Raw genomic sequence first — 23,908 nt, forward strand, 5'->3', positions numbered from 1 at the left:
CATAGTGATTGCCGGTATTCTTTTTGATGGCTGGCGCCGTATGCGCGGCGGCAAGGGAAAACTGAAATTCCGTCTTGACCGAAGTCTGTCCAACCTGCCGGACGAGGACACCAGCGCTGAGCTGTTGGGCCCGGCCCGCGTTCTGGACAAGGACGATCACAAGGAACCGCAACTGGACGAGCACGACCTGCCGTCGGTGAGCATGTCGGCGCGCGAAACCCGCGAGCCTCGCGAATCCGGTTCCAAGCGCGGCAAGCGCGGCAGCAACGGCCCGGCTCAAGGTGACTTGAACCTCGATCTGGATCTGGATGACAGCCCGGGCTTCAGCAGCCGTGATGATTTTGTCGAGACCAAGCCTTCCCCGGCGGTCAGCGACAAGGATCAGCCACAAGCGGAAGAAGTCTTGGTGATCAGCGTGATCTGCCGCGACGCTGCCGGCTTCAAAGGCCCGGCGCTGTTGCAGAACATTCTGGAAAGCGGTCTGCGTTTCGGCGAGATGGATATTTTTCACCGCCACGAAAGCATGGCCGGCAACGGCGAAGTGCTGTTCTCCATGGCCAATGCGGTCAAGCCGGGCATTTTCGATCTGGACGACATCGACCATTTCAGCACCCCGGCGGTGAGCTTCTTCCTCGGTCTGCCAGGCCCGCGTCATCCGAAGCAAGCGTTTGACGTGATGGTGGCAGCGGCCCGCAAGCTGTCCCAGGAACTCAACGGCGAGCTGAAAGACGATCAGCGCAGCGTCCTGACCGCGCAGACCATCGAGCACTACCGTCAGCGCATCGTCGAATTCGAACGCCGCGCCCTGACCCAGAAGCGCTAAGGCCAGAGATCAAAAGATCGCAGCCTGCGGCAGCTCCTACATGGAGTGGCATGCACCTGTAGGAGCTGCCGAAGGCTGCGATCTTTTGCTTCTGCTGCCCATGATGTATTGAGATAGAGCAGCCTCGGCTGCTCTTTTGCTTTATGAGAGAACACCCATGACCGCCGCCAAAAAACGCATTCTAGAGCTGCGCGCTGAGCTGGATCAGCACAACTACCGTTATCACGTCCTCGACGAGCCGAGCATTCCGGACGCCGAGTACGACCGGTTGTTCCACGAGCTCAAGGCGCTGGAGGCGGCCAACCCCGAGCTGATCACCAGCGACTCGCCGACCCAGCGCGTCGGCAGCGTGGCGCTCACCGCGTTCACCCAGGTACGCCACGAAGTGCCGATGCTCAGCCTCGGCAACGCCTTCGAAGAAACCGACATGCGCGAATTCGACCGTCGGGTAACCGAAGGTCTGGATCTGCCGGTGGGTGATTTGTTCGGCGCCGGCGCATCGGTGGAATACAGCTGCGAGCCAAAACTCGATGGCCTGGCGGTCAGCTTGTTGTATCAGGACGGCGTGCTGGTGCGCGGCGCGACTCGCGGCGATGGCACCACCGGCGAAGACATCAGCGTCAACGTGCGCACCGTGCGCAACATTCCGCTGAAGCTGCACGGCGAAGGCTGGCCGGCGACGCTGGAAGTGCGCGGTGAAGTGTTCATGTCCAAGGCGGGTTTCGAGCGCCTCAATGCCTCGCAACTGGAAGTCGGCGGCAAGACCTTCGCCAACCCGCGCAACGCCGCTGCCGGCAGTTTGCGTCAGCTCGATTCGAAGATCACCGCCAACCGTCCGCTGGAATTCTGCTGCTACGGCATCGGCCAGGTGTCCCACGATATCTCCGACACGCACATCGGCAATCTCAAGCAACTGCAAGCCTGGGGCATGCCGATCAGCCATGAGCTGAAACTGGCCAAGGGCATCGACGAATGCCTCGATTACTACCGCGACATCGGCGAGCGCCGTAACTCGCTGAGCTATGAAATCGACGGCGTGGTGTTCAAGGTCAACAGCATCGCCGATCAGCGTGAGCTGGGCTTCCGCGCCCGCGAACCGCGCTGGGCAATCGCGCATAAATTCCCGGCCATGGAAGAACTCACCGAGTTGCTCGACGTGGAATTCCAGGTCGGTCGTACCGGTGCGGTCACGCCTGTGGCGCGGCTGAAGCCGGTAAAAGTTGCCGGCGTCACGGTGGCCAACGCCACGCTGCACAACATGGACGAAGTGGCGCGTCTGGGCCTGATGATCGGCGACACAGTGATTATCCGCCGCGCTGGCGACGTGATCCCGCAAGTGGTGCAAGTGGTCATCGAACGCCGCCCTGATGATGCGCGCCCGGTGCAGATTCCCGAGAGCTGCCCGGTCTGCGGTTCGCATGTCGAGCGCACGCAACTGGTCAAGCGCAGCAAGGGTCGCGAGACCGTCAGCGAAGGCGCGGTCTACCGTTGCGTCGGGCGTCTGGCCTGTGGTGCGCAACTGAAGCAGGCGATCATTCACTTCGTATCGCGCCGTGCAATGGACATCGAAGGTCTGGGCGACAAGAGCGTCGAGCAACTGGTCGATGAAGGGCTGGTGAATTCGCCAGCCGATCTGTATGCGCTGAAGTTCGATGACATCGTCGACCTCGAAGGTTTTGCCGAGGTGTCGAGCAACAAACTGCTGGCGGCGATCGAGGACAGCAAAAAACCGAGTCTGGCGCGCTTCATCTATGCCCTCGGCATTCCCGATGTCGGCGAAGAGACGGCCAAGGTCTTGGCGCGTTCGCTGGGGTCGCTGGAGCGCGTGCAGCAGGCGTTGCCGCAAGTGTTGACCTACCTGCCGGATGTCGGCCTGGAAGTGGCGCACGAGATTCACAGCTTCTTTGAAGATGCGCACAACCAGCAGGTGATTACCGAACTGCTGGGGCATGGTTTGCAGATTCAGGATCAGGGCGATCTGGGCGCCGAGTTTGCTGCCAGTACCACGCTGGGCGGTTTCCTCGACAAGCTGCACATTCCTTCGGTGGGGCCGGGCGGCGCGCAGAAACTGGCGGACAAGTTCGGCTCACTTGAGGCGGTGATGAATGCCGACTGGCTGGACATGCGCCAGGCGCTGCCGGAAAAACAGGCCAACTCAGTGCGTGAGTTCTTTGCGTTGCCGGAGCATCGGCAAATTGCCGAAGCCGCCGAGAAGCAGTTGCGTGATTTCGGCATGCATTGGCTGAGCGAGAAAAAAGTCGTCGAAGGTCTGCCGCTGGCCGGGGAAACCTGGGTGCTGACCGGCAAGGTCGAACTGATGAGCCGCGATGTCGCCAAGGATCACCTGGAAAGCCTCGGCGCCAAAGTCGCGGGCTCGGTATCGGCCAAGACCCATTGCGTGGTCGCAGGACCGGGCGCCGGGTCGAAGCTGACCAAGGCCAATGAGCTGGGTGTGAAAGTGATGGATGAAGAGGCGTTTGTCGGATTCCTCAAAACTCATGGCATCACGGTTTGACGCAATCCATGGAGTGATAGCCCCCCCTGTGGTGAGGGGATAAATCCCCTCACCACAGGGGGGGCTATCACTTAGCAGCACCGCTGTAATCGGGAACGATGTTGTCATGCGAATGATCTAGTCTTGGCAAGCCCAAGGGAGAGATCGCCATGTACCGCTTTTTCGAGCAGCTCAGTTCCCGCATCGTCGCGCCGTTCATGGGCGAGTCTTCGCGCAACAGCAAAATCTGGCCGTGCCGCTGCGGCCAGTCACTGTTCTTTCGCAACAGCCAGTGCCTGGCCTGCAACGCGGCGCTCGGTTATCAACCGGAACAAAGTCGCATCACGTCGCTGCAACCGGGGCCGCAAGAAGGCACGTGGGCGCTGGATGCCGACCCCGACGCCGGACTCTTTCGCCGTTGCGCCAATCTCGACACAGCCGCCGCTTGCAACTGGCTGCTGCCGGCCAACGTGAATGATGCCTTGTGCATCGCTTGCAGCCTGAATCGCACCATCCCCGATCTGTCCGTCGCGGAAAACCCCGAACGCTGGCGCAAGGTCGAAATCGCCAAGCGCCGTCTGGTCGCGCAACTGATTACCCTCGGTCTGCCGGTGATCCCGAAAACCGTGGACGAGGACACCGGGCTGGCCTTCGACTTCATCGGCATCGACCTGGAAGGCAACGCGCCGATGACCGGCCACGCCAACGGCCTGATCACCCTCGACATCAAAGAAGCCGACGACGCCCACCGCGAGAAGGTGCGGGCGCAGATGCATGAGCCTTATCGCACGCTGCTCGGGCATTTTCGGCATGAGGTCGGGCATTACTACTGGGATCGACTGATCGCCAATGGCCCGTGGCTCGGTTCGTTCCGCAATCTGTTCGGCGACGAGCGCGCCAGTTACGCCGAGGCGCTGGATCGTCACTATCAGCAGGGCGCGCCGCTGGACTGGCCGCAACACTACGTCAGCGCCTACGCGACCATGCATCCATGGGAAGACTGGGCTGAAACCTGGGCGCATTACCTGCACATGATGGACGCGGTGGACACCGCACTGGGTTTCGGCATGAGCGCACGGGAGATGGATTTCGATTACCAGCCGTTTCCGCCTAGCACCCTCTACGAGCCCGACCATCCCGGTGGTGCGGCGTTTCTGTCATTCGTCAACGCGTGGATCGAACTGGCAGGGATGCTCAACGAGCTGTCACGCAGCATGGGCCAGCCGGATTTCTATCCGTTCGTGTTGCCGGCAGCGGCGATTGCCAAGCTGCACTTCATCCATCTGGTGATTCAGCAAGAGGGCGGCAGGGCGGACGAGGTGTTGACCCTATAGAAGCTGCCGCAGGCTGCGATCTTTATGTCTTTGAAGCTGTTCATATTTTTAATCTGAATCGAACGGTTGTAACTTCGTCTCAGACAGGTACAATGGCGCGGCTCGCCGACAGGCAAGCGTCGTTATGGTGACCCCATCGGTCCCCCCGCAACGATTACCCGTGAACCTGGTCAGAGCCGGAAGGCAGCAGCCACAGCGGGAACATTGTGTGCCGGGGTGTGGCTGGTGGGGTTACCACCTTAACGAAACGAACCGCACGGGAATCACCCGATTGCGGTTTTTTTGTGCCTGCGATTTACCGGTTTACACAAAAAAACTGCTGAACAGGACCCTGTGGGAGCTGGCTTGCCAGCGATAGCGGTGGGGCAGGTTCATCTATTTGGCTGAAAGTCCGCAATCGCTGGCAAGCCAGCTCCCACAGGGTTATGGGTTAGCTTCAGTGCTGCCGGTATACAACCGGATAATCTCATCAATCTCCCCCGACATTTTCATCCGCAACAACGTCCGCAAAATTCTCTGCACCGGCACCTTCGGGTCATTCCTCACATAGCACCCGACATTCTGCTCCTGCAACACCGCCACCCCTTGCAGTTGCTGCCCTGGCATCAGCCGTTGATTGAACCAGTCCAGCGTCCACTGATTGCTCACGGCATAGCGATAACGGCCGGCCAATAGTTTTTCCAGCACCTGATTCTGATTGCGCGCGTCTTCGCGTTGCAGTTGGCCGGCATCAAATAAAGGCTGCAGGGTAGGGTAGATGTAGCCGAGCACGGTGCCGATCGACTGGCGCGGCAGTTCGGCGGGATCGACTTTCGGCGTTTCACCGTGACGGCTGATCAGCACGTCGCGCTGGAAAAACAGTGGAATGCTCCAGATGTAGTCGCCGGACTGATTCGGCTGCCACGACTGTGCGGCATAGCAGCGCACATCGACTTCGCCGTGTTCCATGGCGTTCTGCACGCGGGTGCGGGGCAGGACGTGAAATTCTGCCGGGACGCCAACCTGTGTCGCGAGGCTGAGCATCATGTCGATGAGGATGCCCTGGGTCGGCCGGCCGCGTTCGAATTGCACCATCGGCATCGCCCAACTGTCGGCCACGGCGAAGCGCAGCGGCGGGTCGGACGCGGATACGCTCAGACTGATCCCCAGTAACGCCCCCAAGGCCCAACGCATAAATGCTCCGATGAGTCCCGCGCCCGGGCCAATAAATACCCGACAAAAAGCAGCTTAGCCAGATTAGACGAGGACATCGGATGCAATTTTGGCCTTGCTCCGCTAGCATTAGCCGCTTCTGCTTTCCAGTGGCGACGGTTTTCGATGAGTTATCAGGTTCTTGCACGTAAATGGCGTCCGCGCTCGTTCCGCGAAATGGTCGGCCAGACCCATGTGCTCAAGGCTCTGATCAATGCCTTGGACAGCCAGCGGCTGCACCATGCGTACCTGTTCACCGGTACCCGAGGGGTGGGTAAAACCACGATTGCGCGGATCATCGCCAAATGCCTGAACTGTGAAACAGGTATCACTTCCAGCCCCTGCGGCGAGTGCTCGGTATGCCGCGAGATCGACGAAGGTCGTTTTGTCGACCTGATCGAGATCGACGCCGCGAGCCGGACCAAGGTCGAAGACACCCGCGAGCTGCTCGATAACGTGCAGTACGCGCCAAGCCGTGGGCGCTTCAAGGTCTACCTGATCGACGAAGTGCACATGCTCTCCAGCCATTCCTTCAATGCGCTGTTGAAAACCCTCGAAGAGCCGCCGCCGTACGTCAAGTTCATCCTGGCGACCACCGATCCGCAGAAACTTCCGGCAACGATTTTGTCGCGTTGCTTGCAGTTCTCCCTGAAGAACATGACGCCCGAGCGCGTGGTCGAGCATTTGACCCACGTTCTCGGCGCCGAAAACGTGCCGTTCGAAGACGATGCACTGTGGCTGCTGGGTCGCGCCGCTGACGGCTCGATGCGTGACGCCATGAGCCTCACCGACCAGGCCATCGCCTTCGGTGAAGGCAAGGTGTTGGCGGCAGACGTGCGGGCGATGCTCGGCACCCTCGACCACGGTCAAGTGTTTGACCTGTTGCACGCGCTGATCGAAGGCGACGCCAAGGCGTTGCTTGAAGCCGTGCGCCATCTGGCCGAACAAGGGCCGGACTGGAATGGCGTGCTCTCGGAAATTCTCAACGTGCTGCACCGCGTCGCCATCGCTCAGGCGTTGCCGGACGGCGTCGACAATGGACACGGCGACCGCGACCGGGTATTGGCGCTGGCCCAGGCCTTGCCGGCCGAAGACGTGCAGTTCTATTACCAGATGGGCCTGATCGGTCGCCGCGATTTGCCGCTGGCGCCGGACCCGCGTGGTGGTTTCGAAATGGTCTTGCTGCGGATGCTGGCCTTCCGGCCCGCCGATACCGCGGACGCCCCGAGGCAACCGCTAAAGCCAGTGGGGATCAGCCAGGCCACAGTTGATTCCGCAAACTCAGTGGCTGCCGCGCCGAAGGTTGCGCCGGTAGTGGCTGCGGTTGTTGCGCCGGCTCCGGAGCCAACGCCAGTTGCGGCTCCGGCACCTGCTGCGGTGGCTACGCCTGCGCCTGCTCCCGAGCCTGAGCCCGTGGTTGCACCAGCACCTGAGCCAGAACCCGAGCCTGTGGCAGTGGAAGCGGTCGTCGACCTGCCGTGGAATGATCCGTTAGCGCCCGAGCCTGAATCAGAGCCAGAGCCAGAGCCCGTTCAGCAACCCGCCGTCGAGCCCGTGCTGGAAACCGCAAGCGAGCAACCCGAGTTGCCGCCAATGCCGTTGCCGACTCCCGACAGCGTGGTGCCGGACGCCCCTGAGTGGGCCGCTGCGCCGATTCCCGAGCCGTCGGTCGCCGACGTCGATGCCGCCACCCCGGGCCTCGACATGGACGACGAGCCGCCGCTGGACGAGGATTACATCGAGCCGGACATGGATTCGGCTTACAGTTATCTCGACGAACTGGCCAGCGAGCACGCCGCCGACCCGGAGCCTGAGCCCGAGCCGGAACCCGCCGCGATGCCGGCGACCGGTCTGGCCCTGCAATGGCTTGAATTGTTTCCAAAGTTGCCGATCTCCGGGATGACCGGCAGCATCGCAGCCAACTGCACACTGATCGCCGTCGATGGCGACCATTGGTTGATGCACCTGGACCCGGCGCACAGCGCCCTGTTCAACGCCACTCAACAGCGCCGGCTCAACGATGCGTTGAACCAGTTCCACGGTCGCACGCTGACCCTGAGCATCGAGCTGATCAAGCCCGAGCAGGAAACCCCGGCTCAGGCCGCATCCCGGCGTCGTGCCAACCGTCAGCGCGAAGCGGAGGACTCGATCCACGGTGATCCGTTCATCCAGCAGATGGTCCAGCAGTTCGGCGCGGTGGTGCGACACGATACTATTGAACCTGTCGACGCCCTGGTGACTCAGGGCTAATAACTGAGGGCGCTCTGCCGCGATGGCCGGGCGCTGTTTTGATCCAAGTACTTTTGAGGTGATTCCCATGATGAAAGGTGGCATGGCCGGCCTGATGAAGCAGGCGCAGCAGATGCAGGAAAAAATGGCCAAGATGCAGGAAGAACTGGCCAACGCTGAAGTCACTGGCAAGGCCGGTGGCGACATGGTCACCGTGGTGATGACCGGTCGTCACGACCTCAAGCGCGTCAGCATCGACCCGACCCTGCTGCCGGGTCTGGATGAAGATGACCGCGAAGTCATCGAAGATCTGGTCGCTGCCGCCGTCAACGACGCGGTGCGCAAGATCGAAGCCAGCAGCCAGGAAAAAATGGGCGGCATGACCGCCGGCATGAACCTGCCAGCCGGTATGAAACTGCCATTCTGATTCGCCTTTGTGCGACAGATGAGCTACAAAAAATGCCAGGCATCCGTGCCTGGCATTTTTGTTTGTGACAGATAGTTTTGCAGTGGCGGTAATGCCGTCATCGCTGGCAAGCCAGCTCCCACAGTGGATGGTGTTGATCACAAAACAGGTGGACAACCGCGAACCCTGTGGGAGCTGGCTTGCCAGCGATGAAGTCACCTCGGTCTGCCTGAACAAACATCGAACGCTGCACCGCCACAAAGGTCTGCTCCCTATACCCTCGAATTGATCATTCAAAGGAGACGCCGACATGTCCGACCCTCTCACTCTCAATCAACGGTTCGTGCTCGCTTCGCGCCCGACAGGCGCGCCGACGCCGGAAAACTTCCGCCTGGAGCGCGAAGCGCTGCCGGAACTGCAAGACGGGCAGGTGCAGTTGAAAACCCTCTACCTGTCACTCGACCCCTATATGCGCGGTCGCATGAGTGACGCGCCGTCCTACGCCGCGCCCGTGCAAATCGGCGAAGTGATGACCGGTGGCGCCGTCAGTCGGGTCGAGCGCTCGCTGCACCCGAAATTCCATGCCGGTGATCTGGTGGTCGGCCTCACCGGCTGGCAGAGCCACAGCATCAGCGACGGGCGCAACATCATGCCGATTCCGGCCGGGCTGCCGAGCCCGTCGATGGCCCTGGGTGTACTGGGCATGCCCGGCATGACGGCTTATATGGGCTTGATGGACATCGGTCAGCCGAAAGAGGGCGAGACCCTGGTGGTCGCCGCTGCGTCCGGTGCGGTGGGATCGGTGGTCGGTCAGGTGGCGAAGATCAAAGGCCTGCGCGCGGTTGGCGTGGCAGGCGGCGCCGAGAAGTGCAAATACGTGGTCGAGCAACTGGGCTTTGATGCCTGCATCGACCACAAGGCCGCAGACTTCGCCGAGCAACTGGCCAAGGCCTGCCCCAAAGGCATCGACATCTATTACGAGAACGTCGGTGGTCATGTGTTCGACGCGGTGCTGCCGTTGCTCAATCCCAAGGCGCGGATTCCGCTGTGCGGCCTGATCGCCGGCTACAACGCCTCTGAGGCACCGAAAGGCCCGGATCGTCTGCCGACACTGCAACGCACCTTGCTGACCAAGCGTGTGCGGATTCAAGGCTTCATCGTGTTTGATGACTACGGTGATCGTCAGCCGGAATTCATCAGCCACATGGTGCCGTGGGTGCGCGACGGCAAGGTCAAGTTCCGCGAGGACGTGGTCGAAGGCCTGGAGCAGGCGCCTGACGCGTTTATCGGTCTGCTGGAGGGGCGTAACTTCGGCAAACTGGTGGTGCGGGTCGCGCAGGACTGAGTATTTGACGCTGGCCAGAGGCGCGGGTATAAACCGCGTCTCGTTGTTTTGTCGGACTTTTTACCCATGAGCTTCAGCCCTTTGATTCGCCAACTGATCGACGCCCTGCGAATTCTGCCGGGCGTGGGTCAGAAAACTGCCCAGCGTATGGCGTTGCAGTTGCTTGAACGTGACCGCAGTGGCGGTCTGCGTCTGGCTCAGGCCCTGAGTCAGGCCATGGAAGGCGTTGGCCATTGCCGCCAGTGCCGCACGCTGACTGAAGACGATCTGTGCCCACAATGCGCCGACACACGCCGTGACGACACGCTGTTGTGCGTGGTCGAGGGACCGATGGATGTCTATGCGGTCGAGCAGACCGGTTTCCGCGGTCGCTACTTCGTGCTCAAGGGCCATTTGTCGCCGCTCGACGGGCTCGGGCCGGAGGCTATCGGCATTCCGCAGTTGATTACGCGGATCGAAGAGGCCGGCACCTTTACCGAAGTCATCCTCGCGACCAACCCGACGGTAGAAGGTGAGGCGACCGCGCACTACATCGCGCAGTTGCTCAACAACAAAGGCCTGATCGCCTCGCGCATTGCCCACGGCGTGCCGCTGGGTGGCGAGCTGGAACTGGTGGATGGCGGCACCCTCGCGCATTCGTTTGCCGGGCGTAAACCGATAGCCCTCTGATTTTTTGCGCTGCCTGTTCTGGCCTCATCGCTGGCAAGCCAGCTCCCACAGTGAATTGTGTTGATCAACCGCGAACCCTGTGGGAGCTGGCTTGCCAGCGATGGAGACACCTCGGTCACACAATCTTGTTGAAAACCAAGCAAGCGCTCGGTTAACTTCGGCGAACCCTTCAGTGGAGTTCGCCGATGCCTGCCTTCCAGGAATACTTCGATCCCAGCCACCAAATGGTCCGCGACAGCGTCAGACGTTTCGTCGAGCGCGAGATCCTGCCGGACGTTGATCAGTGGGAAGAAGCCGAAAGCTTCCCCCGCGAGCTCTATCTCAAGGCCGGCGCGGCGGGCATCCTCGGCATCGGCTATCCCGAAGCTTTCGGTGGCAGCCACGAAGGTGATCTGTTCGCCAAGATCGCCGCCAGCGAAGAGCTGATGCGCTGCGGTTCGGGCGGACTGGTCGCCGGCCTCGGTTCGCTGGACATCGGTCTGCCGCCGATCCTCAAATGGGCCCGCCCCGAAATTCGTGATCGCATCGTCCCGCAAGTGCTCAGCGGCGAGAAGATCAGCGCCCTGGCCATCACCGAGCCCGGCGGCGGCTCCGACGTCGCAAATTTACAGACCCGCGCCATTCGCGATGGTGACTTCTACCGGGTCAGCGGCAGCAAAACCTTCATCACCAGTGGCGTACGCGCTGACTTCTACACCGTCGCGGTGCGTACCGGGGAGCCGGGTTTCGGCGGTATCAGTCTGCTGGTGATCGAGAAGGGCACCCCCGGTTTCACCGTGGGCCGCCAGTTGAAGAAAATGGGCTGGTGGGCCTCGGACACCGCTGAATTATTCTTCGACGATTGCCGGGTACCGGCAGGCAATCTGATCGGCGCCGAAAACATGGGCTTCGCCTGCATCATGGGCAACTTTCAGAGTGAGCGTCTAGCCTTGGCGCTGATGGCCAACATGACCTCGCAACTGGCGCTGGAGGAAAGCCTGAAATGGGCGCGGGAACGCCAGGCATTCGGCAAGCCGATTGGCAAATTTCAGGTGATCAAGCATCGGCTGGCGGAAATGGCCACTGCGCTGGAAATCTCGCGTGAGTTCACCTATCGGCAGGCGGCGAAGATGGCGGCGGGGCAGAGCGTGATCAAGGAGATTTCCATGGCGAAGAACTTTGCCACGGACACTTCCGACCGGATCACCACTGAGGCGGTGCAGATTCTTGGTGGGTTAGGGTATATGCGCGAGAGTCTGGTCGAACGGCTGTATCGGGATAACCGCATTCTGTCGATTGGCGGCGGGACGCGGGAGGTGATGAACGAGATCATCAGCAAGCAGGTGGGGCTTTGATCTGGGTTGTTGCGGCCGGCCCCATCGCTAGCAGGCTAGCTCCCACAATGGATCTGTGGCATTCACAAATCCTCTGTGGCATTCACAAATCCTCTTTGGAGTTCACAACTCCTCTGTGGAGTTCACAACTCCTCTGTGGAGTTCACAACTCCTCTGTGGAGTTCACAACTCCTCTGTGGAGTTCACAACTCCTCTGTGGCATTCACAAATCCTCTTTGGAGTTCACAAATCCCCTGTGGAGTTCACAACTCTTCTGTGGAGTTCACAACTCTTCTGTGGAGTTCACAACTCCCCTGTGGAGTTCACACATTCCCTGTGGAGTTCACAACTCCTCTGTGGCATTCACAATTCTTTTGTGGAGTTCACAAATTCCCTGTGGGAGCTAGCCTGCTAGCGATGGCGACCGGAAGGGCGCTGCTTACTTTTCTGCGAGAGAAAACTGCGTCAGGCAGAACGTCGGAATGCCCATGTCTTCCAGACGCTGCGAACCACTCAGCTCCGGCAGATCAATGATCGCTGCCGCTTCATGCACCCGCGCACCCATGCGGTGGATCAGGTTAGCTGCGGCGATCAGCGTGCCACCGGTGGCGATCAAATCATCGAACATCACCACCGAATCGCCATCACACAGGCTGTCGGCGTGCACTTCAAGAAACGCTTCGCCGTACTCGGTCGCATAACCTTCAGCCAACACGTCGGCCGGCAGTTTGCCCTGCTTGCGGAACAGCACCAGCGGTTTGTTCAACTGATAGGCCAGTACCGAGCCGATCAGGAAACCGCGCGCGTCCATCGCGCCGATGTGGGTGAAGTCAGCTTCCACATAGCGGTGGGCGAAGCTGTCCATCACCAAGCGCAGGGCCTTGGGCGATTGAAACAGCGGGGTGATGTCGCGAAAGATCACGCCCGGTTTCGGGAAGTCGATCACGGGGCGGATCAAGGATTTGATGTCGAAGGAGTCGAAGACCATCGTCGAGGTGTCCTGGCAGGGCTACAAACGGCGCAGTATACCCGCGGCTGAAACGCTTCGCTCAACCGCGGATCGAGATCAGCCTTCGAGCGAGCCGCCGGCCAGTGCACAGAGCTGGATCGGGTCAAGGATATGGATTTCCTTGCCCTCGGCCGCGATCAGTTGGTTCTGCTGGAAACGGGTGAAAACCCGGGACACGGTTTCCACCGCCAGCCCCAGATAATTACCGATTTCGTTGCGTGACATACTCAGGCGGAACTGGTTGGCCGAGAAACCACGGGCGCGGAAGCGTGCCGACAGGTTGACCAGGAACGTGGCGATACGCTCGTCGGCGGTTTTCTTCGACAAGAGCAGCATCATTTGCTGGTCGTCGCGAATCTCGCGGCTCATCACTCGCATCAACTGACGGCGCAGCTGCGGCAGTTGCAGGGCCAGTTCGTCGAGGCGTTCGAAGGGGATTTCACACACCGAAGTGGTTTCCAATGCCTGGGCGGAAACCGGGTGTTTCTCGGTGTCCATGCCGGACAGGCCAACCAGTTCGCTCGGCAGGTGGAAACCGGTGAGCTGCTCTTCGCCAGTGTCGCTCAGGCTGAAAGTTTTCAGGGCGCCGGAGCGTACTGCATAAACGGAATCGAAGGTGTCGCCCTGGCGGAACAGGAATTCGCCCTTTTTCAACGGGCGGCCACGTTTAACGATTTCGTCCAGCGCATCCATGTCTTCCAGATTCAGAGAAAGTGGCAGGCAGAGAGGGGCCAGGCTGCAGTCCTTGCAATGGGCCTGGTTATGAGCGCGCAGTTTTACTGGCTCGGACATTTCTTAAATCCTTGTGGGAAAACACACATAAGCCGTAAGGGTAACCCACGAAAGGACATTCAGGCCAGTCTGTGGCGAGTTTGTCCCACAGGCGTAAAGCCGCAGGGCAAGTGGCCGATAAACTGTTATCACCACGCATGCAAGGACCCGCTTCGATGTCTGCCATTGGTACGCTGAACCCCGGGAGCAGCGGCGTTGCGTCGTTACCGACAGCCACCCGAACGGCCGCTGACGATGAGTCGAGCGCCGGTTCTTCGGCACTGACAACCCCGACCTTGGTCGAGGGCGTCAAAGTGTCGCTGTCTGGTGCGGCTATCGCAAAATCTTCCAGCGCCGGCGGCAGCAATCGCGACATCGAAGAAAGCGGTTTGCCCGAGAACATTCAGCAACTGCTGAAGATGATCCGCAAATTGCAGCAACAAATTCTCGAGAAAAAAGCCCAAATGGCTGCGGTCATGGCCGACAAGCGTCTTTCTAACGAAGAAAAGATCAACAAACTCGCCGCACTGCGCGGCGCCATCGCCGGCCTTAACAGCGGCTTGATCACCGCCAATCTGGCTCTGGTCAAGGTCATGAATCAATCAGGCCTGACCCCGGACCAGAACTTGAAAGTCGGCTCTCTGCTGACGAAAAGCTAGATCACCCGGGAAAAACGCTGGCGGTTCTGTTGCTCCAGGTAGGCGTCGAAGACCATGCACACCGAGCGCGCGAGCAGGCGTCCGGCCGGCAATATTTCGATTCCCTCGCGATTCAGTTCGATCAGCCCATCATTGGCCATGCCTTGCAGTTGCGGCCACAGCGCGCCGAAATAGCCTTGGAAATCGATGTTGAAGGCTTGCTCGATCTCGGCGAAATCCAGACTGAAATTGCAGATCAACTGCTGAATCACCGCTCGCCGCAGCCGATCATCGGCATTGCACAGCAGGCCGCGACTGGTCGCCAGTTGCGCGGCGGCCAGGGTGTTCTGGTATTCGTTGAGATCGCTGCTGTTCTGGCAGTACAAGTCGCCGATCTGGCTGATCGCTGAAACCCCCAGACCAATCAAATCGCAATGGCCATGAGTGGTGTAACCCTGGAAGTTGCGTTGCAGGGTTTCTTCTTCCTGGGCAATCGCCAGTTCATCGTCGGGCAGGGCGAAGTGATCCATGCCGATGTAGCGATAACCGGCAGCGGTCAGTTGCTCGATGGTGCGCTGGAGCATTTCCAGTTTTTGCGCCGGGCTTGGCAGCTCGTTGCTGTTGATCCGCCGCTGCGGCATGAAGCGCTCCGGCAGGTGCGCATAGTTGAACACCGAGAGCCGATCCGGTTGCAGGCTGATGACTTCCTCGACCGTGCGCGCGAAGTTGTCCGGCGTCTGTTTCGGCAAACCGTAGATCAGGTCGATATTGATCGAGCGAAATTGCAGGGTGCGCGCGGCGTCGATCACTGCGCGGGTTTCTTCCAGGCTTTGCAGGCGATTGACCGCACGTTGCACCGCCGGGTCGAGGTCTTGCAGGCCGATGCTGACCCGGTTGAAACCCAGTTCGCGCAGCAGGCCCATGGTCGACCAGTCGGCTTCACGCGGATCGATCTCGATGCCGTAATCGCCCGAGTCGTCGTCCAGCAGGTTGAAATGCTTGCGCAGGTGCGCCATCAACTGCCGCAGTTCGTCGTGGCTGAGAAAGGTCGGGGTGCCGCCGCCAAAGTGCAGTTGCTCGACTTTCTGTGTCGGGTCGAGATGGCAGGCGATCAGCTGGATTTCCTGCTCCAGCCGTTGCAGGTAGGGCAGTGCACGACCACGATCCTTGGTGATGACTTTGTTACAGGCGCAGTAGTAGCAGATGTTCGCGCAGAACGGCACGTGCACATACAGCGACAACGGGCGCAGGGCCTTGCGGCTGTCGCGCAGGGCATGGAACAGGTCGAAGGTGCCGACCTGACTGTTGAATTGCACGGCGGTCGGATACGAGGTGTAGCGCGGCCCCGCCAGATCGTAGCGGCGGATCAGATCAGTGTCCCAACGAATGGCGTCGAGCATGCGGGCATTCCCCCGGATAGGCTGGCAGTGTGGCGAGTCTAGGGGAGGGCGCGGCGGGGCATCTTGATTTGCATCAACAGCAATAAGATCAAAAGATCGCAGCCTTCGGCAGCTCCTACAGGGTGAACTCATTCCAGGGTAGGAGCTGCCGAAGGCTGCGATCTTTTGCTTTTAATGGCCCATCAGCCAATGCTGATGCGGGCCGGGCAGGGTCCAGATGCCGAACAGGATCACCAGCAAGCCACCGGCCATGCGCACGCTGCGTTTGCGCAACAGCGCCGTGACCCGTTCCGCCGCCAGCCCCGTGGCGAGTAACACCGGCCATGTGCCGAGGCCAAACGCGAGCATCAGCAGCGCACTGTCCAGCGCATTGCCCTGACTCGCCGACCACAGCAACGTGCTGTAAACCAGTCCGCAAGGCAGCCAGCCCCACAGGGCGCCGAGCAGCAAGGCGCGTGGCAGGCTCGACACCGGCAGCAAGCGGTTGGCCACCGGCTGAATGTAACGCCACAAGCCGCGCCCCAAGCTTTCGATGCGGGTCAGCCCGCTCCACCATCCCGCCAGATACAAACCCATGGCGATCAACAGCAAACCGGCCAGAACCCGCATGAACAGTGCTGCGGGACTGTTGGCCACGGCCCAGCCGGCCAGACCGATCAGCAGGCCCGCGGTGGCATAACTGAGGATACGCCCGAGGTTGTACGCCAGCAGCAAGCGAAAGCGCCGGCTGCGCTGTTCTTTCGGAATCGCCAGCGTCAGCGCGCCCATCAAACCGCCGCACATGCCCAGGCAATGCCCGCCGCCGAGCAGGCCGAGGATCAGCGCCGACACCAACAGCGGCGCCAGTTCAAGCATGGGGTGGCGCCTTGTCGTCCGGCTGAGTCGATTTGACTTCGTCCACCGCCGCGGTGTGGTTTGGGTCCTGATCGTCGAACAGGATGCTGTGCGCCGGGCCGTCGAGGTCATCGTACTGACCGCTGTCCACCGCCCAGAAGAAGATGTACACGGCGATGGCCACGATCAGCAGTGCGGCCGGGATCATCACGTAGAGAGCTGGCATCGTTACTCCATGTCCGCGCGGCTCAGGCCGGCAGCGGGCGGGTTTGTGTCGTGGCACTTGGCTGCGGCGTGGCCGGCAGACGAGTCAGGCGCAGGGCATTGAGCACCACGGTCAACGAACTGATCGACATGCCGACCGCCGCCCATACCGGAGTGATCCAGCCGAGGGCGGCGAACGGCAGCATGAAGCCATTGTACAGCGCCGCCCACAGCAGGTTTTCGATGATTACCCGACGGGTGCGCCGCGCCAGCGTGAAGGCTTGCACCAGCGCGTCGAGACGGTTCGACAGCAGCACCGCGTCAGCGCTGGTTTTCGCCAGATCGGTGGCCGAGCCCATCGCCACGCTGATATCGGCGGCGGCCAGCACCGGCACATCGTTGACCCCGTCGCCGAGCATCAACACCTTGCGGCCCTGCTGGTGCAGCGCTTGAAGCACTTGCAGTTTGTCGTCCGGACGCAGACCGCCACGGGCCTCGTCGATACCCAGTTCGGCAGCAACACTGGCGACCATCGGCGAGCTGTCGCCGGACAGCAGCAGCGTGCGCCAGCCCCGCGCCTTGCATGCGGCAAGCAGGGCCGGGGCATCGTCGCGCAAGCGGTCGTCGAGGACAAACCAGGCCAGCGGGCCTTGCTCGTTGCCCAGCAGCAGCCACTGGCCCGGCTCATCCGGCATTACGGGTACGGCAGCATTGCTGAGGGCGCAGACAAAATCTGCCTGACCGATGCGCAGACGCTGTTCGCCGACCAGACCTTCAAGGCCCAGCCCCGGTGTGCTGTGAACTTCCTCGGCCGCCAGCGGAGCGCGACCGAAGGCGCGGGCAATCGGGTGTTCCGAACGGTTTTCCAGCGCGGCGGCGAGGCTCAGGCATTGCTCGCTGTCCAGCGCGCCGAGCGGACGAATCGAGCGCAGCACCAACCGGCCTTCGGTGAGGGTGCCGGTCTTGTCGAAAATCACTGTGTCGATCTGGTTCAGACCTTCCAGCACATGGCCGCGCGTCAGCAGCAGACCGAGTTTGTGCAGGGTGCCGGTGGCGGCAGTGAGCGCAGTCGGAGTGGCCAGCGACAGCGCGCACGGGCACGTCGCGACCAGCATCGCCAGAACAATCCAGAATGCTCGCGAAGAATCCAGTTCCCACCACAACAAGCCAATCGCTGCCGCTGCAATCAACGACAGCAGCAGAAACCATTGCGCGGCGCGGTCGGCGATTTCTGCCAGACGCGGTTTCTCCGCCTGAGCGCGATCCAGCAAACGGACGATGGCCGACAGTCGCGTGTCGTGGCCCAGCGCCTGGACTTGCACGGTCAGCGCGCCTTCGACGTTGAGCGTGCCAGCGGTGACCGCGTCGCCAGGCAGGCGTGGTTGTGGCAGGTATTCGCCAGTGAGCAGCGATTCGTCGATGCTCGACTGGCCGTCGAGAATCTTGCCGTCCGCCGGCAGGATCGAGCCCGGCTGCACCAGCACCCGGTCGCCGAGGCGCAGTTCGCTGAGCAGGATGCGTTCGCTCTGGCCGGTGTCGTCGAGTCGCAGGCAAGAGGCTGGCAGCAGATTGACCAGTTGCGCGGTGGCAGCGGCGGTGCGTTCACGGGCGCGGCGCTCAAGATAGCGACCGGCGAGCAGGAACAGCGCGAACATGCCGACAGCATCGAAATACAGTTCGCCAACGCCGGTAATCGCGGTCCAGATCCCGGCAATGTACGCGCCGCCAATCGCCAGCGACACCGAGACGTCCATGGTCAGGTGGCGGGTGCGCAAATCGCGCATCGCGCCTTTGAAGAATGGCGCGCAGCTGTAGAACACAATCGGCGTGGTCAGGAACAGCGCGACCCAGCGCAGGATCGTGTGCAGCTCGGGGCTTAGGTCGATGTTGAATTCCGGCCAGGTGGCCATGGTCGCCATCATGGCCTGAAACCACAGCAGACCGGCGACGCCGAGCTGGCGCAGGGCCAGACGGTTTTCGCTGGCCAGTTGTTCGCTGGCGCGGTCGGCTTGATACGGATGCGCGGCGTAACCGATGTGGCGCAATTCGGCGAGCATCTTGCTCAGCGGCAATTGCGCGTCGGCCCAGCGCACATGCAGGCGATGGTTGGACAGGTTCAGCCGCGCTTCGGCCACGGCGGGCAGGCTGCGCAGGTGCTTTTCGATCAGCCAGCCGCAGGCGGCGCAGCTGATGCCTTCCATCAACAGGGTGGTTTCGGCGAGATCGCCTTCGTGGCGGACGAAGGGTTGCTGCACATCGGCGCGGTCGTACAGCGCCAGTTCGTCGACCAATTGCACCGGCAACGCCTCGGGGTTGGCCGAGGCTTCGCTGCGGTGCTGGTAATAACTTTGCAGGCCACCCGCGACGATGGCCTCGGCCACGGCCTGACAACCGGGACAGCAGAACTCGCGGGACTCCCCGAGCACGACAGCGGTGTAGCGACTGCCGGACGGAACGGGCAGGGCGCAGTGGTAGCAGGGGAGTGGGGTGGTCATCGAAATAGTCACTAATACCGCTGAATCAACACCATCCCTGTAGGAGCTGCCGCAGGCTGCGATCTTTTGATCTTGCTTTAAAAACAAAATCAAAAGATCGCAGCCTGCGGCAGCTCCTACAGGGTTATCGGTTTACTTCTTCAGATCTTCCGCGCCCTGGAGGGGTTCGTCACCCAGCAGCAGATCCTTGTCATGGCTGACCTGTTCTTCTTCGAACATGCGCCATACGTGGTCATCCTGCGAACCAAGCAGCTCGACAAAACGACGTCCTTCGACTTTGTCGTCCAACTGGCCAAGGTAGCGGCCGGTTTCGGTTTCGCTGCGGGTCAGCACGACCTTGCGATCCTTCTCTGGCTGAGTCGGCGAAATCAGGTTCAGCTCCAGAGTCTTCGGCTGGCTGTCGCCGCTCAAACGCAAATCGACTTCGCCGGTGACGCCATCCAGATGCACATTGGCGCGCATCTTCAGGTTCTGCGCCAGCAACTCACGGTCCAGCGAACGGTTGATGCCTTTGCCGGCCTCGTAGTAGTTGTCGTTGACCAGATTGTCCGGGTTGTTTACCGCAATCGTCACCATGGACAGGGTCAGGGTCACCGAGCAGGTCAGAATCCCGATGATGATCCATGGCCAAAGATGCTTGTACCAAGGGCTTGCGGCGTTTGCTGCGGGCATGTTCAGTTCTCTCAACGGATTTGTGGGCCGATGAATCGGCTCTTGGCTTCAACGTGGACGCTATCGTCATCGGCATCCTTGAGGATGAATTTCACCTCGTTGGTGCTCGATGGCAGTTGTTCCGGTGCGCTCGACAACTCGACCGGCATGCTGAATATTTCCCCGGCCGGCACCTTGATCTCGCGTTTGCCTTGCAAGCGCAGATCCGGCAGGCCGGAGGCGTCGAGCACATAAGTGTGGTCGCGCTGATCCTTGTTCATGATCTTCAGGCTGTAGACGTTTTCGATTCGCCCTTCGGCGTTCTCGCGGTACAACACGCGATCCTTGCTGACGTCGAAACCCACCAGCGAGCGCATGACGAATGCGGTCACCAGCAAGCTGATCATCGCCAGCAACACCACTGCGTAGCCAATCAGGCGTGGCCGCAGTTTATGGGTTTTCTGGCCGGACAGGTTGTGTTCGGTGGTGTAGCTGATCAAGCCGCGCGGGTAGTCCATCTTGTCCATGATGCTGTCGCAGGCGTCGATGCACGCGGCACAACCGATGCACTCGATCTGCAGGCCGTCGCGGATATCGATGCCGGTCGGGCAGACCTGAACGCACATGGTGCAATCGATGCAGTCGCCCAGACCCTGAGCCTTGTAATCGATGCCTTTCTTGCGCGGGCCACGGGTCTCGCCACGACGTGGATCGTAGGAAACGATCAACGTGTCCTTGTCGAACATCACGCTCTGGAAGCGAGCGTACGGGCACATGTAAATGCACACCTGCTCACGCAACCAACCGGCGTTGCCGTACGTGGCGAGGGTGAAGAAACCGACCCAGAAGTACGACCAGCCATCAGCCTGGCCGGTGAAGAATTCGAATACCAGTTCGCGGATCGGCGAGAAGTAACCGACGAAGGTCATGCCGGTGACGAAACCGATCAGCAGCCACAACGAGTGCTTGGCGAACTTGCGCATCAGCTTGTTGGCGCTCATCGGCGCCTTGTCGAGTTTGATCCGCTGGTTGCGATCGCCCTCGGTGACTTTCTCGCACCACATGAAAATCCATGTCCACACGCTTTGCGGACAGGTGTAACCGCACCAGACACGGCCGGCATACACGGTGATGAAGAACAGACCGAACGCAGCGATGATCAACAGGCCAGAAAGCAGAATGAAATCCTGCGGCCAGAAGGTCGCGCCGAAGATGAAGAATTTACGTTCAGGCAGGTTCCACCACACAGCCTGGTGGCCACCCCAATTGAGCCAGACCGTACCGAAATACAGCAGAAACAATGCCGCGCCGCCCATCATCCGCAGATTGCGGAACAGGCCGGTGAAAGCGCGGGTGTAGATTTTTTCTCGAGAGGCGTAGAGGTCGACGCTGTTATTCGCGTTCTTTGCAGGGGGTGTAACGTCTTGTACCGGAATCTGGTTGCTCATCATTGCATCCCACGGCAGTGGAAAAATGCCTCGGTCGATACGTGCCAACCGGGGTCAAAAAGGGCTTGTTGCAGTGGCGCAATGATACGCCTGTCGCTCTGGCTCAAGGGTGCGACCTTTGGTCGCGTTGGGTAAAGTTTTTGAATGGTGTAGCGAATGTAACAAAGCATGATGCAGGTCAATTGACTTGTAGAGTATGGACAGTTTTGGCGCTGTCGCTAACTCATTGCTCCCACGGGTTGATCAGGGCGACACCGCTCGACTGGAAATCACCGACATTGCGCGTGACGACCGTGAGTCCGTGCACCAGGGCAGTGGCGGCGATCAATGCATCGCTTTCATTGGCCTGGTCGGGCACATGCAGGCTGGCGCAACGCAGAGCTACCGGGGATCACGCCGCTCCATTCGAAGCACGCCAGTCAACAGTTCGGTGTTTTACAGTCGACAACATCGGTCGATGTATAGGCGCTCTGTTAGATTGTTGAAATATAAATAGTTAATTGTCAGGTTCTAGCACTAGGTTGTTTTCGCATAGCTTAGTTGCTGCTGTGCTGTTTGGCGGCGACCTATAATGTTATCGGAATCAAATAATATGGAGTTGTATGAATATCAAGGATGTTAAGAAGTTTTTGGCTGGTCTATGTTTGTTGTCGCTGGTTTCTTCTGCCTGGGCCAGTGAGGGTACTCCGCATCACATGGTGTTTGCCTCGGACCCGCAATACCCGTGGACGGAAAAATCGGACAGTGGTGAAGATGAATCGAGCGCGGAGTTTGAAAAGCGCGCGAAATGGCTGGTGGAGACGCAGTTTGCGAGCATTGCCCGGTTCCGCAATGAAATGGGCGGGCAGGCTGCGGTGCCATTGATGATCAATGGTGACATGACCGCATTCGGTCATGGCTGGCAGCGCTCGTTCGTCGGGTCGATGCTGAAAAAACACTTTGGCGATGACTTCCTCTACGGGCTGGGTAATCACGATTATCAAAACAATGTGAATGACTGTTTTAGTGAAAGTTGCGCGGCGGGCAGTATCGTTGATTACCGTGATCATCATGTCGATAAGGTCGATGTGTTTGATTTGCAAGTGACCGGCAGCTTTGTGAATAAGCACTATCTGGGCAGTCTGGCTTATTCAAAGAATATTGGTGAAGTGCATCTGGTGCAGTTGAACAATGAGCCGACTTATGAAGTGAAGATTTCCCATGCCTTGAATCCGAGTACTTTCGATATCAAGCAGTCGCTGGATTGGCTGGAGGCAGATTTGCGAACGGCTCGGGCGCAGGGGTACGCGATCATTATCAACATGCACAAACCCTTTGAGTGGTCTGGTAGTTGGGATCAGGAAAAGCGCTTCCGCGCAATGATTGAAAAGTATCAAGTGACTGCGATGTTCGCCGGCCATTTCCATGCAGATGGTGGCAGCAAAACCTACATGGGTAGCGTACCGATGTTCCTCAGCGGTGCGGCCTCCCAGCAAACGTACCTGACCGCCAGTTTTTCCAAGGATCGCAGGACCCTGGAGGTGAGTCTGGTGGAGGCCAATCAGTGGAGCAAACGTACGCCGGTGGCCACTGTGCCGGTGAAGTCGATCTGGGCCAGTCGCCCATAAAAAAGACCCCGTCAGTGATCTGGCGGGGTCTTTTCATTGCTTCAAGCGTTGGCCTTATTCGGCGTTCGCTTCCGCAGGTTTGTCACCGTGGGACAGGCTGTAAACATAAGCCGCCAGCAGGTGAACCTTGTCGTTGCCTTGCAGTTGTTCCTGCGCAGGCATCTGGCCCTGACGGCCGTAACGGATGGTCTGTTGCAGTTGGGCGAAGCTCGAACCGTAGATGAACGCGGCCGGGTGAGTCAGGTTAGGTGCGCCCATTGCTGGAGTACCTTTGCCTTCCGGGCCGTGGCACGCCACGCAGTTGCCGGCGAACAGTTTCTGGCCGTTGGCGACATCAGCCTTGGTGCCTTCCGGCAGTTTGCGGCCATCGAGGTTGCTGACCACGTACGCGGCAACGTCGGCTACGCCTTGTTCGCCAATCACGTCAGCCCAGGCCGGCATCACGGCGTGACGACCGCCCATGATGGTGGTCTTGATGGTTTCCGGTTCGCCACCCCAGCGCCAGTCGGCGTCGGTCAGGTTCGGGAAGCCATAAGCGCCCTTGGCGTCGGAGCCGTGGCAGACCGAGCAGTTGGAGGCGAACAGGCGGCCACCCATCTTCAGGGCTTGCGGGTCCTTGGCGACTTCTTCAATCGGCATCGCAGCGAATTTGGCGAAGATCGGACCGAACTTGGCGTCCGAACGGGCCATTTCCTTTTCCCACTCGTGCACGCCGGTCCAGCCGGTCTGGCCGTTGGCGAACGCGGTCTGCTTGTCGTTATCCAGGTAGTTATAACCTGGCAACAGGCCTTTCCAGTTACCCAGGCCCGGGTACAGAACCAGGTAGCCCAGGGCAAACACGATGGTGCCCACGAACAGCATGAACCACCATTTCGGCAGTGGGTTGTCGTACTCCTCGATCCCGTCGAAGGAGTGGCCGACCGTCTCGTCCGTCTGCTCGCTGCGTTGGCCCTTGCGGGTCGACAGCAACAGCCAGGTCAGGGCGAAGATCGTACCGAGACTGAGGACTGTGACGTACAGACTCCAGAATGTAGTCAATCTTTGTTA

The 23,908-nt window shown here is 60.2% G+C and carries 20 protein-coding genes, 1 other RNA gene and 1 pseudogene; 11 read left to right on the forward strand and 11 right to left on the reverse strand.

Annotated features, from left to right (window positions below):
* Nucleotide 1 precedes the first annotated feature (1 nt).
* The 4 genes from zipA (at nucleotide 2) to ffs (ending at nucleotide 4,882) form a co-directional block, all read left to right on the forward strand.
* The gene (gene zipA / locus ACIOZM_RS17345) at nucleotides 2–823 is read left to right on the forward strand and encodes a cell division protein ZipA (protein WP_401216037.1); all 822 of its coding nucleotides are present in this window, start codon (nucleotides 2–4) and stop codon (nucleotides 821–823) included.
* A 157-nt stretch (nucleotides 824–980) separates the two neighbouring features.
* Nucleotides 981–3,338, forward strand: a complete 2,358-nt coding sequence (gene ligA / locus ACIOZM_RS17350) for an NAD-dependent DNA ligase LigA (protein WP_401216038.1) — start codon at nucleotides 981–983, stop codon at nucleotides 3,336–3,338.
* A gap of 149 nt (nucleotides 3,339–3,487) precedes the next feature.
* Nucleotides 3,488–4,651 carry a putative zinc-binding metallopeptidase gene (locus ACIOZM_RS17355; protein ID WP_401216039.1) on the forward strand — a complete coding sequence of 388 codons (1,164 nt, stop codon included), beginning with the start codon at nucleotides 3,488–3,490 and terminating at the stop codon, nucleotides 4,649–4,651.
* 134 nt (nucleotides 4,652–4,785) lie between these two features.
* Nucleotides 4,786–4,882, forward strand: an RNA gene (ffs, locus tag ACIOZM_RS17360) — signal recognition particle sRNA small type.
* Between the two features lie 192 nt (nucleotides 4,883–5,074).
* Here ffs and ACIOZM_RS17365 read toward each other — a convergent pair.
* Entirely contained in the window at nucleotides 5,075–5,824 is a 750-nt protein-coding gene (locus ACIOZM_RS17365) for a substrate-binding periplasmic protein (protein ID WP_401216040.1), read from the reverse strand.
* Between the two features lie 144 nt (nucleotides 5,825–5,968).
* Between ACIOZM_RS17365 and dnaX the strand changes: the two genes are divergently transcribed.
* From dnaX to ACIOZM_RS17390, 5 genes are all read left to right on the forward strand, one after another.
* Nucleotides 5,969–8,092: a DNA polymerase III subunit gamma/tau gene (gene dnaX, locus ACIOZM_RS17370; protein WP_401216041.1), complete on the forward strand. Its 2,124-nt coding sequence runs from the start codon at nucleotides 5,969–5,971 to the stop codon at nucleotides 8,090–8,092.
* A 67-nt stretch (nucleotides 8,093–8,159) separates the two neighbouring features.
* Nucleotides 8,160–8,498 carry a YbaB/EbfC family nucleoid-associated protein gene (locus tag ACIOZM_RS17375; protein WP_053118768.1) on the forward strand — a complete coding sequence of 113 codons (339 nt, stop codon included), beginning with the start codon at nucleotides 8,160–8,162 and terminating at the stop codon, nucleotides 8,496–8,498.
* A 289-nt stretch (nucleotides 8,499–8,787) separates the two neighbouring features.
* Nucleotides 8,788–9,822: an NADP-dependent oxidoreductase gene (locus ACIOZM_RS17380; protein WP_401216042.1), complete on the forward strand. Its 1,035-nt coding sequence runs from the start codon at nucleotides 8,788–8,790 to the stop codon at nucleotides 9,820–9,822.
* Nucleotides 9,823–9,888: 66 nt separating this feature from the next.
* Nucleotides 9,889–10,491: a recombination mediator RecR gene (recR, locus tag ACIOZM_RS17385; protein WP_401216043.1), complete on the forward strand. Its 603-nt coding sequence runs from the start codon at nucleotides 9,889–9,891 to the stop codon at nucleotides 10,489–10,491.
* A gap of 185 nt (nucleotides 10,492–10,676) precedes the next feature.
* Nucleotides 10,677–11,825, forward strand: coding sequence for an acyl-CoA dehydrogenase family protein (locus ACIOZM_RS17390; protein ID WP_401216044.1), 1,149 nt, complete (start codon nucleotides 10,677–10,679; stop codon nucleotides 11,823–11,825).
* Nucleotides 11,826–12,243: 418 nt separating this feature from the next.
* Here ACIOZM_RS17390 and ACIOZM_RS17395 read toward each other — a convergent pair whose 3' ends face one another.
* Together ACIOZM_RS17395 and fnr are read right to left on the reverse strand one after the other, a co-directional pair.
* Nucleotides 12,244–12,792 (reverse strand): adenine phosphoribosyltransferase, encoded by a 549-nt coding sequence (locus tag ACIOZM_RS17395; RefSeq protein ID WP_401216045.1) that lies wholly within the window; start codon nucleotides 12,790–12,792, stop codon nucleotides 12,244–12,246.
* Between the two features lie 78 nt (nucleotides 12,793–12,870).
* Nucleotides 12,871–13,605 (reverse strand): fumarate/nitrate reduction transcriptional regulator Fnr, encoded by a 735-nt coding sequence (gene fnr, locus ACIOZM_RS17400; RefSeq protein ID WP_401216046.1) that lies wholly within the window; start codon nucleotides 13,603–13,605, stop codon nucleotides 12,871–12,873.
* A gap of 155 nt (nucleotides 13,606–13,760) precedes the next feature.
* Between fnr and ACIOZM_RS17405 the strand changes: the two genes are divergently transcribed.
* Nucleotides 13,761–14,243, forward strand: coding sequence for a hypothetical protein (locus ACIOZM_RS17405; RefSeq protein ID WP_401216047.1), 483 nt, complete (start codon nucleotides 13,761–13,763; stop codon nucleotides 14,241–14,243).
* Here the strand turns inward: ACIOZM_RS17405 and hemN are convergent.
* From hemN to ACIOZM_RS17440, 7 genes and pseudogenes are all read right to left on the reverse strand, one after another.
* Nucleotides 14,240–15,622 carry an oxygen-independent coproporphyrinogen III oxidase gene (hemN, locus tag ACIOZM_RS17410; protein ID WP_401216048.1) on the reverse strand — a complete coding sequence of 461 codons (1,383 nt, stop codon included), beginning with the start codon at nucleotides 15,620–15,622 and terminating at the stop codon, nucleotides 14,240–14,242. The two genes, ACIOZM_RS17405 and hemN, sit on opposite strands and share 4 nt — an antisense overlap.
* 171 nt (nucleotides 15,623–15,793) lie before the next feature.
* A complete protein-coding gene (locus ACIOZM_RS17415; protein WP_039770036.1) occupies nucleotides 15,794–16,477 on the reverse strand; it encodes a sulfite exporter TauE/SafE family protein in 684 nt (227 codons plus the stop codon).
* Nucleotides 16,470–16,682: a cbb3-type cytochrome oxidase assembly protein CcoS gene (ccoS, locus tag ACIOZM_RS17420; protein ID WP_401216049.1), complete on the reverse strand. Its 213-nt coding sequence runs from the start codon at nucleotides 16,680–16,682 to the stop codon at nucleotides 16,470–16,472. Before ccoS ends, ACIOZM_RS17415 begins: the two co-directional genes overlap by 8 nt.
* 22 nt (nucleotides 16,683–16,704) lie before the next feature.
* Nucleotides 16,705–19,155 carry a heavy metal translocating P-type ATPase gene (locus ACIOZM_RS17425; protein WP_401216050.1) on the reverse strand — a complete coding sequence of 817 codons (2,451 nt, stop codon included), beginning with the start codon at nucleotides 19,153–19,155 and terminating at the stop codon, nucleotides 16,705–16,707.
* A gap of 132 nt (nucleotides 19,156–19,287) precedes the next feature.
* Nucleotides 19,288–19,827 (reverse strand): FixH family protein, encoded by a 540-nt coding sequence (locus tag ACIOZM_RS17430; protein ID WP_401216051.1) that lies wholly within the window; start codon nucleotides 19,825–19,827, stop codon nucleotides 19,288–19,290.
* Nucleotides 19,828–19,838: 11 nt separating this feature from the next.
* Nucleotides 19,839–21,254: a cytochrome c oxidase accessory protein CcoG gene (gene ccoG / locus ACIOZM_RS17435; RefSeq protein WP_401216052.1), complete on the reverse strand. Its 1,416-nt coding sequence runs from the start codon at nucleotides 21,252–21,254 to the stop codon at nucleotides 19,839–19,841.
* Between the two features lie 223 nt (nucleotides 21,255–21,477).
* A pseudogene (locus ACIOZM_RS17440) lies at nucleotides 21,478–21,683 on the reverse strand (VapC toxin family PIN domain ribonuclease); the annotation flags it as partial.
* A gap of 173 nt (nucleotides 21,684–21,856) precedes the next feature.
* Between ACIOZM_RS17440 and ACIOZM_RS17445 the strand changes: the two are divergent.
* On the forward strand, nucleotides 21,857–22,861 hold the full coding sequence (locus tag ACIOZM_RS17445) for a metallophosphoesterase family protein (RefSeq protein WP_401216053.1): 1,005 nt from the start codon (nucleotides 21,857–21,859) through the stop codon (nucleotides 22,859–22,861).
* Nucleotides 22,862–22,915: 54 nt separating this feature from the next.
* Here the strand turns inward: ACIOZM_RS17445 and ccoP are convergent, their stop codons facing one another.
* Nucleotides 22,916–23,899, reverse strand: coding sequence for a cytochrome-c oxidase, cbb3-type subunit III (gene ccoP / locus ACIOZM_RS17450; RefSeq protein WP_401216054.1), 984 nt, complete (start codon nucleotides 23,897–23,899; stop codon nucleotides 22,916–22,918).
* Nucleotides 23,900–23,908: the final 9 nt, after the last annotated feature.

Source organism: Pseudomonas sp. NPDC087346 (assembly GCF_044744235.1).
Taxonomy (GTDB): Bacteria; Pseudomonadota; Gammaproteobacteria; order Pseudomonadales; family Pseudomonadaceae; genus Aquipseudomonas.